Origin of the sequence: Streptomyces sp. Je 1-332 (assembly GCF_040730185.1) — a bacterium.
Lineage (GTDB): Bacteria > Actinomycetota > Actinomycetes > Streptomycetales > Streptomycetaceae > Streptomyces.
Genome location: NZ_CP160402.1, coordinates 5400900 through 5416951, shown reverse-complemented (window position 1 = coordinate 5416951; position 16052 = coordinate 5400900). Strand labels below are relative to the sequence as shown.

At 71.4% G+C, this 16052-nt stretch carries 12 protein-coding genes; 2 read left to right on the top strand and 10 right to left on the bottom strand.

All coding sequences use genetic code 11. The features are described 5' to 3' along the window. Window positions 1–20 precede the first annotated feature (20 nt). The gene (locus tag ABXJ52_RS24630; RefSeq protein ID WP_367044852.1) at window positions 21–1376 is read left to right on the top strand and encodes an AarF/ABC1/UbiB kinase family protein; all 1356 of its coding nucleotides are present in this window, start codon (window positions 21–23) and stop codon (window positions 1374–1376) included. A 20-nt stretch (window positions 1377–1396) separates the two neighbouring features. Here ABXJ52_RS24630 and ABXJ52_RS24625 read toward each other — a convergent pair whose 3' ends face one another. The 5 genes from ABXJ52_RS24625 to ABXJ52_RS24605 form a co-directional block, all read right to left on the bottom strand. Beyond that, on the bottom strand, window positions 1397–1597 hold the full coding sequence (locus ABXJ52_RS24625) for a hypothetical protein (RefSeq protein WP_367044851.1): 201 nt from the start codon (window positions 1595–1597) through the stop codon (window positions 1397–1399). Between the two features lie 121 nt (window positions 1598–1718). Further along, entirely contained in the window at window positions 1719–2042 is a 324-nt protein-coding gene (locus ABXJ52_RS24620; RefSeq protein ID WP_367044850.1) for a hypothetical protein, read from the bottom strand. Continuing rightward, window positions 2039–2407 carry a WhiB family transcriptional regulator gene (locus ABXJ52_RS24615; protein ID WP_160507109.1) on the bottom strand — a complete coding sequence of 123 codons (369 nt, stop codon included), beginning with the start codon at window positions 2405–2407 and terminating at the stop codon, window positions 2039–2041. Before ABXJ52_RS24615 ends, ABXJ52_RS24620 begins: the two co-directional genes overlap by 4 nt. Window positions 2408–2574: 167 nt before the next feature. Then, window positions 2575–2949, bottom strand: a complete 375-nt coding sequence (locus ABXJ52_RS24610; RefSeq protein ID WP_367044849.1) for a hypothetical protein — start codon at window positions 2947–2949, stop codon at window positions 2575–2577. A gap of 167 nt (window positions 2950–3116) precedes the next feature. Next, window positions 3117–5330 (bottom strand): ATP-dependent DNA helicase UvrD2, encoded by a 2214-nt coding sequence (locus ABXJ52_RS24605; RefSeq protein WP_367044848.1) that lies wholly within the window; start codon window positions 5328–5330, stop codon window positions 3117–3119. A gap of 150 nt (window positions 5331–5480) precedes the next feature. Here ABXJ52_RS24605 and ABXJ52_RS24600 point away from each other — a divergent pair, with 150 nt between their 5' ends. After that, window positions 5481–5720: a mycoredoxin gene (locus ABXJ52_RS24600; protein WP_344522160.1), complete on the top strand. Its 240-nt coding sequence runs from the start codon at window positions 5481–5483 to the stop codon at window positions 5718–5720. Here the strand turns inward: ABXJ52_RS24600 and nudC are convergent. The 5 genes from nudC to ABXJ52_RS24575 form a co-directional block, all read right to left on the bottom strand. Next, window positions 5717–6664, bottom strand: a complete 948-nt coding sequence (nudC, locus tag ABXJ52_RS24595) for an NAD(+) diphosphatase (protein ID WP_367044847.1) — start codon at window positions 6662–6664, stop codon at window positions 5717–5719. The two genes, ABXJ52_RS24600 and nudC, sit on opposite strands and share 4 nt — an antisense overlap. Window positions 6665–6730: 66 nt before the next feature. Continuing rightward, a complete protein-coding gene (locus ABXJ52_RS24590) occupies window positions 6731–8152 on the bottom strand; it encodes a dipeptidase (RefSeq protein WP_367044846.1) in 1422 nt (473 codons plus the stop codon). A 10-nt stretch (window positions 8153–8162) separates the two neighbouring features. After that, window positions 8163–11726 carry an ATP-dependent DNA helicase gene (locus ABXJ52_RS24585; RefSeq protein ID WP_367044845.1) on the bottom strand — a complete coding sequence of 1188 codons (3564 nt, stop codon included), beginning with the start codon at window positions 11724–11726 and terminating at the stop codon, window positions 8163–8165. A gap of 90 nt (window positions 11727–11816) precedes the next feature. Continuing rightward, window positions 11817–12512 (bottom strand): hypothetical protein, encoded by a 696-nt coding sequence (locus ABXJ52_RS24580; protein ID WP_367044844.1) that lies wholly within the window; start codon window positions 12510–12512, stop codon window positions 11817–11819. A gap of 114 nt (window positions 12513–12626) precedes the next feature. Then, window positions 12627–15842 carry an ATP-dependent DNA helicase gene (locus ABXJ52_RS24575; RefSeq protein ID WP_367049232.1) on the bottom strand — a complete coding sequence of 1072 codons (3216 nt, stop codon included), beginning with the start codon at window positions 15840–15842 and terminating at the stop codon, window positions 12627–12629. Window positions 15843–16052: the final 210 nt, after the last annotated feature.

Here is a 16052-nt window from a genome sequence, read left to right as displayed (position 1 = left end):
TCTGGGACTTGGAGGGGCGCATGTCTGATCTTCCCCGGAAGGCGGTAACCCGTACCGCCAAACTGGCCGCGCTGCCACTCGGCTTCGCCGGGCGGGCGACCTGGGGGCTCGGCAAGCGGATCGGGGGCAAGTCGGCGGAGATCGTCGGCCGCGAGCTGCAACAGCGCACTGCGGAGCAGCTGTTCAAGGTGCTCGGCGAGCTCAAGGGCGGGGCCATGAAGTTCGGCCAGGCGCTGTCGGTCTTCGAGTCGGCGCTGCCGGAGGAGGTCGCGGGGCCCTATCGCGCCGCGCTGACGAAGCTGCAGGAAGCGGCGCCGCCGATGCCGACGCGGACCGTGCACGCCGTGCTCGCGGAGCGGCTCGGTGAGGATTGGCGCGAGCTGTTCCTGGAGTTCGAGGACAAGCCGGCCGCCGCCGCCTCGATAGGCCAGGTCCACCGGGCGGTGTGGACGGACGGGCGCGAGGTCGCGGTCAAGGTGCAGTATCCGGGGGCCGGCGAGGCACTGCTCTCCGATCTGAACCAACTGAGCCGGTTCGCCAAGCTCCTTGGACCGCTGATCCCGGGCATGGACATCAAGCCGCTCATCACGGAGCTGCGCGACCGGGTGTCCGAGGAGCTCGACTACAGCCTGGAGGCCCAGGCGCAGCGGGCGCACGCCGAGGAGTTCGCGGACGATCCGGATGTCGTGGTGCCCGATGTGGTGCATCAGTGCGAGCAGGTCCTGGTGACCGAGTGGATCGACGGGACACCGCTCTCGGACGTGATCGCGGACGGCACGCAGGAGCAGCGGGACCGGGCGGGACAGCTCCTTGCCCGATTCCTCTTCTCGGGTCCCGCGCGCACCGGCCTGCTGCACGCCGACCCGCATCCGGGCAACTTCCGTCTGCTGCCCGACGAGAAGGAGGGCTGGCGGCTCGGGGTCCTCGACTTCGGCACGGTGGACCGGCTGCCTGGCGGGCTCCCCCCGACCATCGGCCGCTCGCTGCGGATGACGCTCGAGGGCGAGGCCGACGCGGTCTACGCGATGTTGCGCGAGGAGGACTTCGTCCAGGAGTCCGTGGAGCTCGAACCGGACGCGGTGCTCGACTACCTCCTGCCGATCATCGAACCGATGCTGGTGGAGGAGTTCACCTTCACCCGCGGCTGGATGCGCGGCCAGGCGGCGCGGGTCGCCGATCCCCGCTCCCCCGCCTATCAGTTGGGCAAGCGGCTGAATCTCCCGCCGTCGTATCTGCTGATCCACCGTGTGACGTTGAGCACGATCGGGGTGCTGTGTCAGCTCGGGGCGACGGTGCGGATGCGGGACGAGCTCGATGAGTGGCTGCCGGGCTTCCTTGAGGAGCCGGAGGACGAGGGGGACCGCACCACCGGCTAGGTCGCACCACCAGGTGGGCCTCACCACCAGGCGGAGTCGAGTCTTCCCTCGATGGCTCTGAGGTTCTCGCGGGCGCAGGAGTCGCAGAAGTAGCGCCGGACGCCGTTCTCCACGGAGCAGGTCCAGGTGGGTGGCGCGCCGTCGGCGACCGTGCCGCAGCAGTAACACACGAGGTTCTCGGCATTCTCGATGCCCGCGGGCTGAGGAGTCTGCTGGTCCACCCGGCGACCCTATCGCCGCTCCCGGAGGTTCGCCCGGTACAACGCACCCCGGGGGCCGGTCCGTTCGGACCGGCCCCCGGGGGCATCGTGGTGAAGCTCAGTCAGCGCGTCGGCCGGCTCGTCACTGCATGACGGCGATGGCGAGCGCGCGCCTGGCGCGCAGCGACGCGCGCTCGGCGCGGCGCTGCATCCGGCGGGCCGCCATCAGACGGGCGGCCGGACGCTGGGCCTCGGCCTCGAGCATGCGTTCGTGCATATGCGCACGAGCCAAGGCTTCTGGGATGAGTTGCATCTCGCGGGTCCTGTTCTGGCGCGAGTCGTTCGCACCGGTGGTGGTGAAGTCTGTGGTTGCGGAGCGCGTGGGCTCGGCGGTGGCTGCCTTCATCGGGGCCTGCTTCTTGGGGTCGTGCGTCAGGGGGCGATCGATTGTTCCGACGGTGTTCATGCCGCAACCGGGTTCTTGCGCGGACGGCCACGCGGCCGCTTGCGGGCAACGACGACACCCTGGACGAAGAGCTCGCCGCCCCAGACGCCCCACGGCTCGCGCCGCTCCTTGGCGCCGGCCAGGCAGGCCTCCATCAGCGGGCAGGTACGGCAGAGGGACTTGGCGTACTCGACGTCGGCGGGCGACTCGGCGAAGAAGACCTCCGGGTCGTAGGCACGGCAGGGGACGGGTACGCCGAGGTTCTCGATGGCGTCGTCGAGCGCGGTGAGCGCGGTCAGGGGAGTCAAGGTCGGGTCCTCCGTGGGAGCGGGCGGGGGGAGAGTCTCTGAAGGCGGTACGGACGGGGCGTGCGCTTCGAGTTGCACGGTGGTGTTTTCCTCGTCTGGTCGTGCCGGCCTGGGTCGGCCGGTTGGCGGCTGGTACCGGGTCTTGCTCGGCCCCTTCGCTCCGTCATCCCGTTTTGGGGAAAACAGAAGGGCCGCGGATCCCGGGTGGGGTTCCGCGGCCCTGAAGGCGCCGGTCTGATCGAGGATCAGACTGGATCACTCCAGGGTTCGAGCCCACGGAAGGCCCACATCGTGTGGTGCTGCGTCGTCTGCTTCTTGGATCCGGCACCGGCTGCGGCAAAGGCATAGGCCTGCGCCTGTGCCGTCACTACTGCTTCCGGTGCCTTGGTCGCTCGCTCGCTGCCTTCATTGACCTCACGCATCGGAAGCACGTTGAGAGCGGTGCCGGCGTTACGCGGGAGGGACAGAGGCAGGACAGAGGACTCCGGACGGATCGCGGCGGCAGCGATGCCACCGGACAGACCGGTGCCCAGGTTCGAGAAGCCGAGCAGGCAGGAAGCGACGACCGAGCGATCGGTCATTTTCGCGGTGCTGATGAAGCTCTCGTTGATGCTGATCACTGGAATCGCCTCCTCTCGGCGTCTATGGGATCGACCGGAACCGATCCTGCGGGCGGACTATTAAGTACAGCACGAGGCCAGGGCTTCGGAGAAGCCGCCGTTCCCGTGCTTAAGAACCTATGGGTCTTCCTTGCGCCTGCGCAAACTATTTTTTCGACGAGTTTGAATCAGTTGCCATCGGCGCCCCTTACACGGTCGTCACCTGCACAAATGGCGAGGACATCAGATCCGAAGCGGTTGAGCTTGCGCACGCCGACGCCAGGGATCCGGGCCAGCTCTCCCTCTTCGTCGGGTGCGGCCTCCGCGATCGCGATCAAGGTCTTGTCCGTGAACACGCAGTACGCGGGCTGGCCAAGGAGCTCCGCTTGGCCCGAGCGCCACTCCCGCAGGCGTTCGTAGAGCCCTTCGTCCATGTCGGACGGGCAGTCCTCACACCGCATCAGTTTCATCTCGCCCGCGTCGGTCAGGGTCCGCCCGCAGACCCGGCACCGGGCCGGGGACCTGCTCGTCCTCCGGCGGCTCCTGGAGCCGCCGCTCTCCTCGCCGCCGCTGCCGCTGCCGCGCTCGACGCCACCGGGCCCGCCGGCCGCCGCGCGTGCACCGGCGCCGGCACCCGAGCCCGGTCGCAGCCCGTCCAGGAAGCGGCTGGGGCGACGGCCCGCGCGGCCTCCCGGTGAACGCGACAGCGCCCAGGAGAGGGAGAGATGGAGACGGGCCCGGGTGACGCCCACGTATAGGAGGCGACGCTCCTCCTCCACCTGCTCGTCGGTCTTGGCGTACGTGATCGGCATCATGCCCTCGGCGAGACCGACCAGGAAGACGGCGTCCCACTCCAGGCCCTTGGCGGCGTGCAGCGAGGCGAGGGTGACGCCCTCCACGGTCGGCGCGTGCTGGGCGTTCGCGCGCTCGTCGAGCTCCGCCACGAGGTCGGCGAGCGTCGCGTCCGGCTTGGCCCGCGCGAAGTCCTCGGCGAGGCGCACCAGGGCCGCCAGGGACTCCCAGCGGTCACGGGCCGCGCCGGAACCCGCAGGCGGCTGTGTCGTCCAGCCCTTCGTGGAAAGCACGGCCCGGACCTGCGAGGGCAGGTCGACGACGTCGTCGAGCAGGGAGTCGTTGCCCCCGAAGCGAGCCGCGCCGCGCAGCGCGGCGCCAGCCTCCCTGACTTCGGTGCGCTCGAAGAACCGCTCGGCGCCCCGCAGCTGGTAGGGCACACCGGCGTCGGCGAGCGCCTGTTCGTAGATCTCGGACTGGGAGTTCGTGCGGAACAGGACGGCGATCTCGCTCGCCGGGACGCCGTCGGCGATGAGGGCACGGATGCGGCGGGCGGCGCCCTCGGCCTCGGCGGGCTCGTCCGCGTACTCCGTGTAGAAGGGCTCGGCCCCGGCGTCGCGCTGGGAGATCAGTTCGAGGCGGTGGTCCGCCGCGCGGCCACGGGCCTGGGAGAGCAGGCCGTTGGCGAGGTGGACGACCTGGGGCGTGGAGCGGTAGTCCCTGACGAGCTTGACGACCGTCGCCCCGGGGTGGCGGGTGCGGAAGTTCAGCAGGTGGTCGGGGGTCGCGCCGGTGAAGGAGTAGATCGTCTGGCTGGCGTCGCCGACGACGCAGAGGCTGTCGCGGTCGCCGAGCCACAGCTCCAGGAGGCGCTGCTGGAGCGGGCTGACGTCCTGGTACTCGTCGACCACGAAGTGCTGGTACTGGGCGCGGACCTGGTCGGCGATGTCGTGGCGGTCCTGGAGGATGCCGACGGCCAGGAGCAGGACGTCCTCGAAGTCGATGACGGAGCGGTCGCGCTTGAGGTCCTCGTACGCGCCGTAGATCTGGGCGATCTCCGCCGCGTCCCGGGGGATGAGGCGGCCGGACTTGGCGGCGGCGGCAGCGTAGTCCGCGGGGACGGTCTGGGTGACCTTGGACCACTCGATCTCGCTCGTCACGTCGCGCAGTTCATTGCGGTCGAGGCGGATGCGGGACGCGGCCGCAGCGTCCGCGACGAGCTTGATCTTGCGGTCGACGATCCGCGGCAGCTGGCCACCGACTGCTTTCGGCCAGAAGAATTGGAGCTGGCGCAGGGCGGCGGAGTGGAACGTGCGGGCCTGGACCCCGGAGGCGCCGAGCTGGCGCAGGCGCCCGCGCATCTCGCCCGCCGCGCGGTTGGTGAACGTGACGGCGAGCACGCTGGCCGGCTGGAGGATTCCGGCACGCACGCCGTAGGCGATCCGGTGCGTGATCGCCCGGGTCTTGCCCGTGCCGGCACCCGCCAGGACACACACCGGCCCGTGCAGGGCGGTGGCCACCTCGCGCTGCTCGGGGTCGAGCCCGGCGAGCACCGCGTCGGCAGAGTCCGGGACCTGCGGGAAGAGTGTGGAGTGCGTTGCTGCTGTCACCCCGCCATGCTGCCAGGTCGCCGGAGGCGCGTGAGCCGGTTGTCCACAGGGAGGCCGGTGCGGTCGTACTAATGCGGGAATGGTGGCCGGGTCACGTACGTTCAGGTCATTGCGATGACGCACCCCGAGCAACAAAGGAGCGCGAGACACATGCCGGGCACTGTGACGATGTACAGCACCACGTGGTGCGGCTACTGCCGCCGGCTCAAGGGCCAGATGGACCGCGAGGGCATCACGTACAACGAGATCAACATTGAGCACGACCCGGACTCCGCGGCCTTCGTCGAGAAGGCGAACGGCGGAAACCAGACGGTTCCCACCGTTCTCTTCCCGGACGGCTCGACGCTGACGAACCCGTCGCTGGCCCAGGTGAAGCAGAAGCTGGCCTAGCCGACGGTGCCCGGCTTCGGCAGGGGCTTTCCGTACCAGAGCTCGATCAGTCGGGCCGCAATCGAGATCCCGTAGGGAGGCAGGACCTCCCCGGACTCGAATGCGGCCCGCAGGTCTTCCCGGGAGAACCAGCGCGCCTCGGAGATCTCCTCGCCGTCCACGTTGATCTCGTACGACGTGGCGTTGGCCATGAAGCCCAGCATCAGGCTGGAGGGGAACGGCCAGGGCTGGCTCGCGACGTACTCGACGTCGCCGACCGTCACGCCGGCCTCCTCCCAGACCTCGCGCCGCACCGACGTCTCGATGGACTCGCCCGGCTCCACGAAGCCCGCGAGCGTCGAGAAGCGGCCCTCGGGCCAGTGCACCTGGCGGCCGAGGAGCGCGCGGTCCTGGTCGTCCGTCACGAGCATGATCACGGCCGGGTCCGTACGCGGGTAGTGCTCGGCGCCGCACGCCTGGCAGCGGCGGATGTGTCCGGCCGCAGCGATGACCGTGCGCTCGCCGCAGCGCGAGCAGAAGCGGTGCAGGCGCTGCCAGTTCTCCAGGGCGACGGCGTGCACCATCAGGCCCGCGTCGCGGGGCGACAGCAGGAGCCCGGCCTCGCGCAGGCCCGCGGGGCGGGCCTGCTGGTCCATGCGGCCCGGCAGGGAGTCCTTCTGCAGCGCGAAGTAGCTGACGCCGTCGTCGTCCGTGCCCAGGAAGTAGCGGTGGGCTTCGGTGAGGGGCGCCTCGAACGACGGCGTCATCACCAGTTCGGTGCTGCCGTCCGGTGTCTCGTCGATGAGCACCTGGCCGCCGGAGACCACGAAGACCCGTGTCGTGGGGTGGCTCCAGGCTGCGGCGAGCCAGGCCTCGTCGAGGCGGTGGTGGGCCGCCCGGTCGATACCGCTCGGTGCGGTGAGCGAGACGGGACGGTCAGCGGTGCGGTCGGTCCAGGTCGTCACAGGTGCTTCCAACTCCCCCGATGGAATGGGTGGTGCGGCAAGGCGGCAAGGTCGGCAAGGCGCGGCTCAGTGTGCATCGCGCCAGTGCTCGGCGAGATCGCTCCACAGGTAGGCCGTCGTCTCGACTCCCTTGAGGAGCAGATCGAGTTCGACCTTCTCGTTCGGTGCGTGCCAGCCGTCGGACGGCACGGAGATGCCCAGGAAGAGCACGGGGGCGGCGAGTACGTCCTGGAGGTCGGCCGCCGGTCCCGAACCGCCCTCCCGGGTGAAGCGGATCGGCTGTTCGAAGGCTTGGCCCATCGCCCGTACGACGGACTGCAGGGCGGGGTGGTCGAGCGGCGTCAGGCACGGGCGCGTGGCGGCGCCGAAGGTGATCGAGTGGCTGATCCCGTCGGGCAACTGGTCGGCGACCCACGTGCGTACGGCCTCTTCGACGCGGTCCGGGTCCTGGCCCGCGACGAGGCGGAAGGACAGCTTCAGGAAGGCGGACGACGGGACGATCGTCTTGCCGCCCGGTCCTTGGTAGCCGCCGCCGATGCCGTTGACCTCTGCGGTGGGGCGGGCCCAGATGCGCTCCAGGGTGGTGTGGCCCGCTTCTCCGTATGTCGCGTGCGACTTGGCCGTGCTCAGCCACCGCTGCTCGTCGAAGGGCAGCTCGGCGAAGAGTTCGCGCTCGCGGTCGGTGAGTTCGGTGATGCCTTCGTAGAAGCCGGGTACGGCCACGCGCGCGTGCTCGTCGTGCAGTGCGGCGACGAGGCGGGCGGCGGCGGTCGCCGGGTTCGGGACGGCGCCGCCGAAGGAGCCCGAGTGGATGTCCTGGTCGGGGCCCCGCAGCTGGATCTCGCAGTCGGCGAGGCCGCGCATGCCGGTGCACACCGTGGGGGTGTCCTCCGCCCACATTCCGGTGTCCGAGACGATCACCGCGTCGGCCGCGATGCGCTCCTTGTGCTCCTCGATCAGCGCGCGGAAGTGCGGGGAGCCCGACTCCTCCTCGCCCTCGATGAGGAGCTTCAGGTTCACGGCGGGGGCGGTGCGGCCGGTGGCGGCGAGGTGGGCGCGGACGCCGAGTGTGTGGAAGAACACCTGGCCCTTGTCGTCGGCGGCTCCGCGCGCGTAGAGGCGGTTGCCCTGGACGACGGGCTCGAAGGGGTCCGTGTGCCAGCCGTCCTCGCGGGCCGCGGGCTGCACGTCGTGGTGGCCGTAGACCAGGATCGTGGGGGCCTGCGGGTCGCCCGAGGGCCACTCGGCGAAGACAGCGGGAGCGCCGGCCGTCTGCCAGACCCCGGCGGTCGGGAAGCCGGTCTCCTTGAGCTGCGCGGCGAGCCAGTCCGCGCTGCGCCGCACGTCCTGTGCGTGGTCGGGCTCTGCCGACACAGAGGGGATGCGCAGCCACTCGGCGAGGTCGTCGAGGAAGGCGGCACGGTGGGTCTGGATGTACGTACGAACGGCGCTGACGCCACTGACGTCACTGTCAACGGACTGGCTCATGGTCACGAGCCTAGCCGCCCCCGGGAGCCGTTTCGTCCGGTGGTTCGTCACCCGGCTGCCCGTCCGGTTCCGCAAGGAGGATCCGCTCCAGTTCGGCCCGGCCCGGCAGGTGCGCGGGGCGGGAGATCTCCCCGCTGCGCACGTACAGGAACGACGCCTTCACGGACTCCGGGGGCACGTCGTGCAGCTCGGCCCAGGCCAGGCGGTAGACGGCGAGCTGGAGGGGATCGGCGGTGCGGGTGCGGCTGGTCTTCCAGTCGACGATCTCGTACGTCACGTCGTCGCCGTCGACCTCCTTGTAGACGGCGTCGATCCGGCCGCAGACCACACGACCGGCGAGCGTCAGCTGGAAGGGCACCTCGACGCGGTGCGGGGTGCAGTGGGCGTACTCGGTGCGCTCGAAGGCTTCCTTGAGCGCGTCCAGGTCGCGCTCGTCGGCGATCTCGGCCTCTCCGGGGCCGCCGCCCGGCAGTTCCTCGGGGCCGAGCAGCGGGAGGCGCAGCTCCTCGAAGCGCGTCTCGATCCAGGCGTGGAAACGGGTGCCTCGTCGGGCCGCGGGTTGTGGTGGACGCGGCATGGGGCGCGCGAGCTCCTGCGCGAAGCCCTCCGGGTCGGCGGCGAGACGCAGCACCTCAGACGCGGTGAGGGATGCCGGTACGGGGATGTCCCTGATCGTCTCCCGGGCACGCAGGAGTTCGCCGGTGAGGGCGTCCAGGTCACGGTCCCAGGAGGCGAGCGTGCGGGCCTCCTCCGGGGTGAGGCGGGCCTCCTCCGGGGTGAGGCGGGGCTCCTGCGGGTCGGGGGTCGCGGGGTGCGGGCGGGCCTGCGGCTCGGAGGGCGGGGCGGCTGCCTGGTGCGGGATTGTCGGGCGGGCCGATGTCCAGGAGTCCCAGTCCTCGGGGTCGGCGTCCTCGGGGTCGGCGTCCCCGGGGGCGGCGTCCGGCGGCTCTTCGTCCTCCGGAGGGGGTGGCCAGTCCGGGTCCTCGGCCGGGGGCACATCGTCGTACGCCGACGGGTGGGGCTCCTCGTGCGAGCGGGCGTCGTCCGTCGCATCGGGGGCCCCCTCCCCCGTCAGGCGGTCCAACTGCGTGAGGACCGTCCGGGCGGCGGCCCTACGGCGAGCCAGGGACATGTCGTCCAGCGGGAGCGGCCACGCGTGCTCGGCGGCGCCCTCCGCCAGGGCGGGGTTCTCCTCGCCCTCATCCGGTTCGTCCGCCCAGGCCTCGATCTCGCCGTGACCCACCGCGCAGTGGTCGTACAGCGCCCTCAGGAAGTCCGATGGGCCGCGCGGCTTCTTCTGCGAAGGGCCCCACCAGTGGCCGGAGCCCAGGAGCAGCGAGCGGGGGCGGGTGAACGTCACATAGCCGAGGCGGAGCTCCTCGGTGCGCTGATGCTCCTTCATGTCCTCGTGGAAGGCCTTCATGGACCGCGAGTCCCACGCCTCGATGTCGGGCAGGGTCGCCGCGTCCCCGCGCAGCGCGTGCGGGACGACCTTGCCCTGGGCCGTCCACTTCTCGCGGCCCTGGGTGCTGGGGAACGTACCGGTGACCAGGCCGGGGACGGCCACGACGTCCCACTCCAGGCCCTTGGACTTGTGCGCGGTGAGCACCTTGACCGTGTTCTCGCCGCCGGGCAGGGCGTTGTCCAGGCCCTTCTCGTACTGCGCGGCCGTCCGCAGGAAGGCGAGGAAGGCCAGCAGGCTCGCCCCGCTGTCGTTCGCCGCGAAGGACGCGGCGACGTCCAGGAAGTTCGAGAGCGTCTCGCGGCGGCGGGCCGCGAGGGCGTGCGGTGACGCGGAAAGTTCGACCTCGAGGCCCGTGACGGCGAGCACCCGGTGCAGCACGTCCATCAGCGGGTCGGCCAGCGAGCGGCGCAGATCGCGCAGTTCGGCGGCGAGACGCGCGAACCGCACCCTCGCCTCCGGCGAGAAGGGCAGCCCGTCGTCCTCCGTGTCCTCCTCCAGCGGCGTCTCCAGGAAGGTGTCGAGCGCGTCCGCGAGCGATATCACCTCGGCGGGGTCGACCCCCTCGACCGCTTCGGCGAGACGCCGGTCGGGGTCGTCGTCCGGAGAGGCGTGCCCGTGACGTACGAGAAGGCGCGCGCGGCGGCCGAGGAGGGCGAGGTCGCGCGGGCCGATGCGCCAGCGTGGGCCGGTCAACAGGCGCACCAGGGAGGCGTTCGCACCCGGGTCCTGGAGCACCTCACAGACGGCGACCAGATCGGCGACCTCGGGGAGGTGCAGAAGTCCGGCGAGGCCGACGACCTCCACGGGGACATCGCGGGCCACAAGCGCGCCCTGGATCTGCGCGAAGTCGGTGGCCGTGCGGCACAGGACCGCGATCTCACCGGGGGCCTTGCCGGTGCGCACGAGGTGCGCGATCGAGTCGGCGAGCCAGTCGATCTCCTCGGCGTGCGTACGCAGCAGGGCGCAGCGCACCATGCCGTCGCGCTCGGCCCCGGGCGCGGGCCGCAGCGCCTCCACGCCCGCGTGCATGGCCCGCAGCGGCTCCGCGAGGCCGTTCGCGAGGTCCAGGAGACGGCCGCCGCTGCGGCGGTTCTCGCTGAGCGCGTGGCGGGCGGCGGGGCTGCCGTCGGCGTACGCGAAGTGCTCGGGGAAGTCGTCGAGGTTCGCCACGGACGCGCCGCGCCAGCCGTAGATCGCCTGGCAGGGGTCGCCGACCGCGGTCACGGGGTGGCCCGTTCCGCCCCCGAAGAGGCCTGCCAGGAGGATGCGCTGGGCCACCGACGTGTCCTGGTACTCGTCGAGCAGGACGACCCGGAACTCGTCCCGCAGGATCTCGCCGACCTCCGCGCGCGTGCGGGCCAGCGTCGCGGAGAGGGCGATCTGGTCGCCGAAGTCGAGGAGGTCGCGGGAGCGCTTCGCCTCCCTGTAGCGGCCGACGAGCTCGGCCAGTTCGAGCCGGGCGGCGGCTGTCTCCGGCACCTTGCGCAGGTCGGCGTTGGAGAGCTTGGCGCCCTCCAGGGTGCTCAGCAGCTCGGTGTCGTAAGCGCGGAGCTTCTCGGGCCGTACGAGGTGTTCGGCGAGCTCGCTGTCGAGGGCGAGGAGGTCGCTGACGAGGTCGGGGAAGGAACGGGTCAGCGCGGGATAGGGGCCCGGCGCCTCGCGCAGCACGCGCGCGGCGAGCTGGAAGCGGGTGGCGTCGGCGAGCAGCCGGGCGGTGGGTTCGAGTCCCAGGCGCAGGCCGTGGTCGGTCAGCAGGCGGCCCGCGAACGCGTGGTACGTGGAGATGACCGGCTCGCCCGGAGGATGGTCCGGGTCCAGGGCTTCGGGGTCGGTGACGCCGGCCTTGATGAGCGCCTGGCGCACCCGCTCGGCGAGTTCACCCGCCGCCTTGTTGGTGAACGTCAGGCCGAGGACCTGCTCGGGGGCGACCTGCCCCGTGCCGACCAGCCAGACCACGCGGGCCGCCATCACCGTCGTCTTGCCCGACCCGGCTCCGGCCACGATCACCTGCGGGGCGGGCGGCGCGGTGATGCAGGCCGTCTGCTCCGGGGTGAACGGGATGCCGAGGAGCTCTTTGAGCTGCTCGGGGTCGGTGATACGAGGTGGCACGTCAGAGAGGCTAGCGGCGGCCACTGACAATCGGGGCGGGCCCGGGTGTCAGTGACCGCCTTCGCTCCTGGCGTCAGGACTTTCCGGGCGTCACGACTTCATGAGCTCTTCCATGTCCATGACGTCGCCCGGAGCCGGGGCCTTGACGGCGACGGGCTTGCCGTAGTCCGAGAAGTTCATCGTGCCCGGGTCCTCCTTGCCCGAGGTGACGACCTTCAGGAAGTAGGGCTTGCCTTCGGCGGCGACGTAGAAGGTGGTCTTCTTGCCCGACTTGTTCTTCGTGAGGACGGCCGCCTTCTTGCCGTCGACCTCGGAGTCCTTCTCGCGCTTCATGTCCTTGAGGTCCTTGGACTGGAACATGGCGTCGGGGTCGCAGACACCGCCGTTCTCCCCGTTCGGCGTCTTGACCCACTTGTCCTTGAGGGCCGCGGCCTTGCCGCTGCCGCCCATGGCCTTCTTCCAGTACGCCTCGTCGCCCTTCATGTACTGGGTGTTGCCGGACACGAGCAGCTCGGCGGTGCCGGCCGCGCCGCCGCCCACCTTGCCCTTGCAGTCACCGGACTTGGCGACCGAGAAGTCGACCTTGACCGTCTCGGCGTCCTGCTTGCCCTCGCCGGCGACCCGGAAGGAGCCCGCGTCCTTGGACGCGTCGGACGCCTTCTTGGCGATCTTGTCGGCGCTCATTCCCTCGAAGGGGTCCTTCTCCTCGCTGGAGCAGCCCGTGATGCCGACGAACGCGGCGGCGCAGGCGACTGCCGCGGCCAGGAGCTTCCGGTTGGCTGCCATGTGTGTTTCTCCTCAGAAGACGTAGAGCTTTGCCGCGACTTTAGATGGCCTGTGAGCCTGCTATGAACACAAGGTGTGAGAGGTGACGTTGGCCACTGGTTCCCTCCGGGGGCGTCACTCCACGACCTGCCTGCCCTCCGGCTTGGCGCTGCACGAGGCCCGGAAGGCGCAGTGCGTGCAGTGCTGGCCGGTGGTGGGCGTGAAGCGTTCGTCGAGGACCTTGCCCGCCGCGGTGGCGAGGAGGTCGCCCACCCACTCCCCGGAGAGCGGCTCCTGGGCCTGCACCTTGGGGAGGGCTTCGCCGCCGTCCTTCTTGGCGGCGCCCTGGCGCAGCTGCACCAGTTCCGCGCCGCCCGCCTCTGGGCGCACGCCTTCGAAGGCGTCGTCGACCGCGCCTTCGCGCAGGGCGAGTTGGTAGACGGCGAGCTGCGGGTGGCGGGCCACTTCGGCGGCGGTGGGGGTCTGTTTGCCGGTCTTGAAGTCCACTACGTAGGCACGCCCGTGCGCGTCCTGCTCGACGCGGTCCATGGATCCGCGTACGCGTACTTCATAGGGGCCCGCTTCGAGGGTCACGTCGAAGTCGTGCTCGCTGCTGACGGGCGTGCGGGCAGCGCGGTCCATCACATGCCACTGGAGGAAGCGCTCGAGCGCCACGCGCGCGTGCTCCTTCTCCTGAGCCGACTTCCAAGGAGCGTCGAAGGCCAGCGCGTCCCAGACCGAGTCGAGGCGCTCCATAAGGACGGCCAGATCGGCGGGTGTCCTGCCGGACGCGACCTCGTCGGCCAGGACGTGCACCACGTTGCCGAAGCCCTGCGCCGCGGTGGCGGGGGCGTCCGCCTTCACCTCGCGGCCGAGGAACCACTGTAGGGAGCAGGTGTTGGCGAGCTGGTCCAGGGCGCTTCCGGAGAGGACGACGGGCTTGTCGCGGTCCCTCAGGGGGACTTCGCTCGCCGTCGGCTCGTACATGCCCCACCAGCGGTACGGGTGCGCGGACGGCACGAGCGGGCGCCCGTCGGCGTCGCTCAGCGCGGCGAGCCGGGCCAGGCGGTGTGCGGCTGCCTCGCGCAGCGGCTCCGAGACCCGGGGGTCGACGGTGGTGGAGCGCAGCTCGGCGACGAGCGCGGAGACGGACAGGGGGCGGCGCGGGCGGCCCGTTATGTCCTTGGGTTCGACGCCGAGTTCGGTGAGGAAGCGGGACGGCTGGTCTCCGTCGTCCGCGGGCGCCTTGACGGCGGTGACGACGAGGCGTTCACGCGCGCGCGTGGCGGCCACGTAGAACAACCGGCGCTCTTCGGAGAGGAGCGCTCCGGGAGTGAGGGGCTCGGCGAGGCCGTCACTTCCGATGCGGTCGGCCTCCAGGAGGGAGCCGCGGCGGCGCAGGTCGGGCCAGAGGCCCTCCTGGACACCGGCGACCACCACGAGCCGCCACTCCAGGCCCTTGGAACGGTGCGCCGTCATCAGGCGTACGGCGTCGGGGCGTACCGCCCTGCGCATAAGGGTGTCCGCGGCGATGTCCTGCGCCTCGGTCTCCTCCAGGAAGTTGAGGGCGCCGCGCCCTCCGGTGCGCTCCTCCGCACGGGAGGCGTACGCGAACAGGGCGCAGACGGCGTCGAGATCGCGGTCGGCGTTGCGCCCCGCGGCGCCTCCGCGTCGCGCGGTCCGCTCCAGGCGGCGCGGCCACGGTGTGCCGTCCCACAGCTCCCAGAGCGCCTCCTCGGCGGTGCCACCGCCCGCGAGACACCCACGGGCCTTGCTCAGCAGCGCGCCGAGCCGCTGGGCGCCACGCGCGTACGCGGGGTCGTGCGCGACGAGCCGCTCCGGTTCGGCGAGGGCGCGCGCAAGGAGGTCGTCGGAGGGCGGCGGGAGGTGGTTCCCAGCGGCACGCTCCTCCGCACGGAGGGCCCGCCCGAGACGCCGGAGATCAGCGGCGTCCATGCCGGCGAGGGGGGACGTCAGGAGGGTCAGGGCGGTCTCGGTGTCGAGCCAGGCCCCAGTTGGCGGCGGCTGGGTCACCACCGCCGTCGCCACCGCCCGCAGCGCCGTCAGCAAGGGCGTGACCGCCGGTTCGTGGCGCAGGGCGATGTCGTCGCCGTCGATGTCCAGGGGGACGCCGGCCGCGGTGAGGCTGCGGCGGACCGCGGGGATCGTGTGGGCTCCCGCGCGGACCAGGACCGCCATCTCGCCCCAGGGGACGCCGTCCTCCAGGTGCGCGCGGCGCAGGATGTCCGCGATGTTGTCGAGCTCGGCGCCGGACGTCGGGTACGTGTAGGTCTCCACGTGGCCGCCGTCCCTGACCGCGGCCAGCTCCCGGTGGGCCCGTACCTTCTCGGCGGGCAGCCTGGTCAGCGGCATACGGCGGGTGAGCAGGCGCGTGGCGGCGAGAAGACCCGAGCCGGACCTGCGGGACGTGGTCAGGACCTCGACCGGCGCCGCGGTGCCGTCCGCGCGCGGGAAGCGGTCGGGGAACTCCAGGATGCCGTTCACGTCGGCGCCCCGGAAGGTGTAGATCGACTGGTCCGGATCGCCGAACGCGACGAGGGAGCGTCCGCCGCCCGCCAGCGCGTGCAGTAGCCGTACTTGCGCCGGGTCCGTGTCCTGGTACTCGTCCACGAACACCGCGTCGTACTGCGCCCCGAGGGCCCGTGCGACCTCGGGACGCCGGGCGAGCAGCACCGCGCGGTGCACCAGTTCGGCGTAGTCGAGCACTCCTTGCATGTCGAGTACGTCCAGGTACTCGGCGAGGAACGCCGCCGCCGCGCCCCAGTCCGGGCGGCCCGCGCGGCGGGCGAAGGCGTCCAGGGCGTCGGGGCCGAGGCCCAGTTCACGGCTCCGGGCGAGCACCGCGCGCACCTCGTCCGCGAAGCCACGCGTGGTCAGGCAGGCGCGCAGCTCGTCCGGCCAGCGGACGTGGGAGCGCCCCTCGCCCGCCAGGTCGATCTGGCCCGCGAGCAGCTCCCGTACGGCCACGTCCTGCTCGGGACCCGACAGGAGGCGGAGGGGCTCGACGAACAGGTCCGCGTCCTGGTGGGCGCGGATGAGGGCGTAACAGAAGGAGTGGAAGGTCGTCGCCTGCGGGGCGTTGGCCGCTCCCATGCGCAGCGCCATGCGGTCGCGCAGTTCCACCGCGGCCTTGCGGCTGAAGGTGAGGACCAGGACCCGCTCCGGCTCCGTGCCCTTGGCCACGCGCGCGGCGACGGATTCCACGAGCGTCGTCGTCTTGCCGGTGCCGGGCCCCGCGAGGACGAGCAGCGGTCCTCCGGGGTGGTCAACCACCGCACGCTGCCGTGCGTCAAGACGAGGGGGGTCCACGCGGACCGGCGGGGTACGCACCAGTCGATAGGCGCCCTGGGCCCCCTGTCGCACCGGGTGGTGCGACGGGTGCCGGGTGTGCCGGGCGGAAGAAGTGGAGCTCACGTGGGTCGCCGGTCCTGGTGGGTGTACGTGGTGGAAAACGGCTGCGCGATGGCTGCGGGGTGAGAGAAATGCGTGCTGTCGACGCTACGCCAGCGGACGTGCGGGACGCGTGGCTTCCCCCGTACG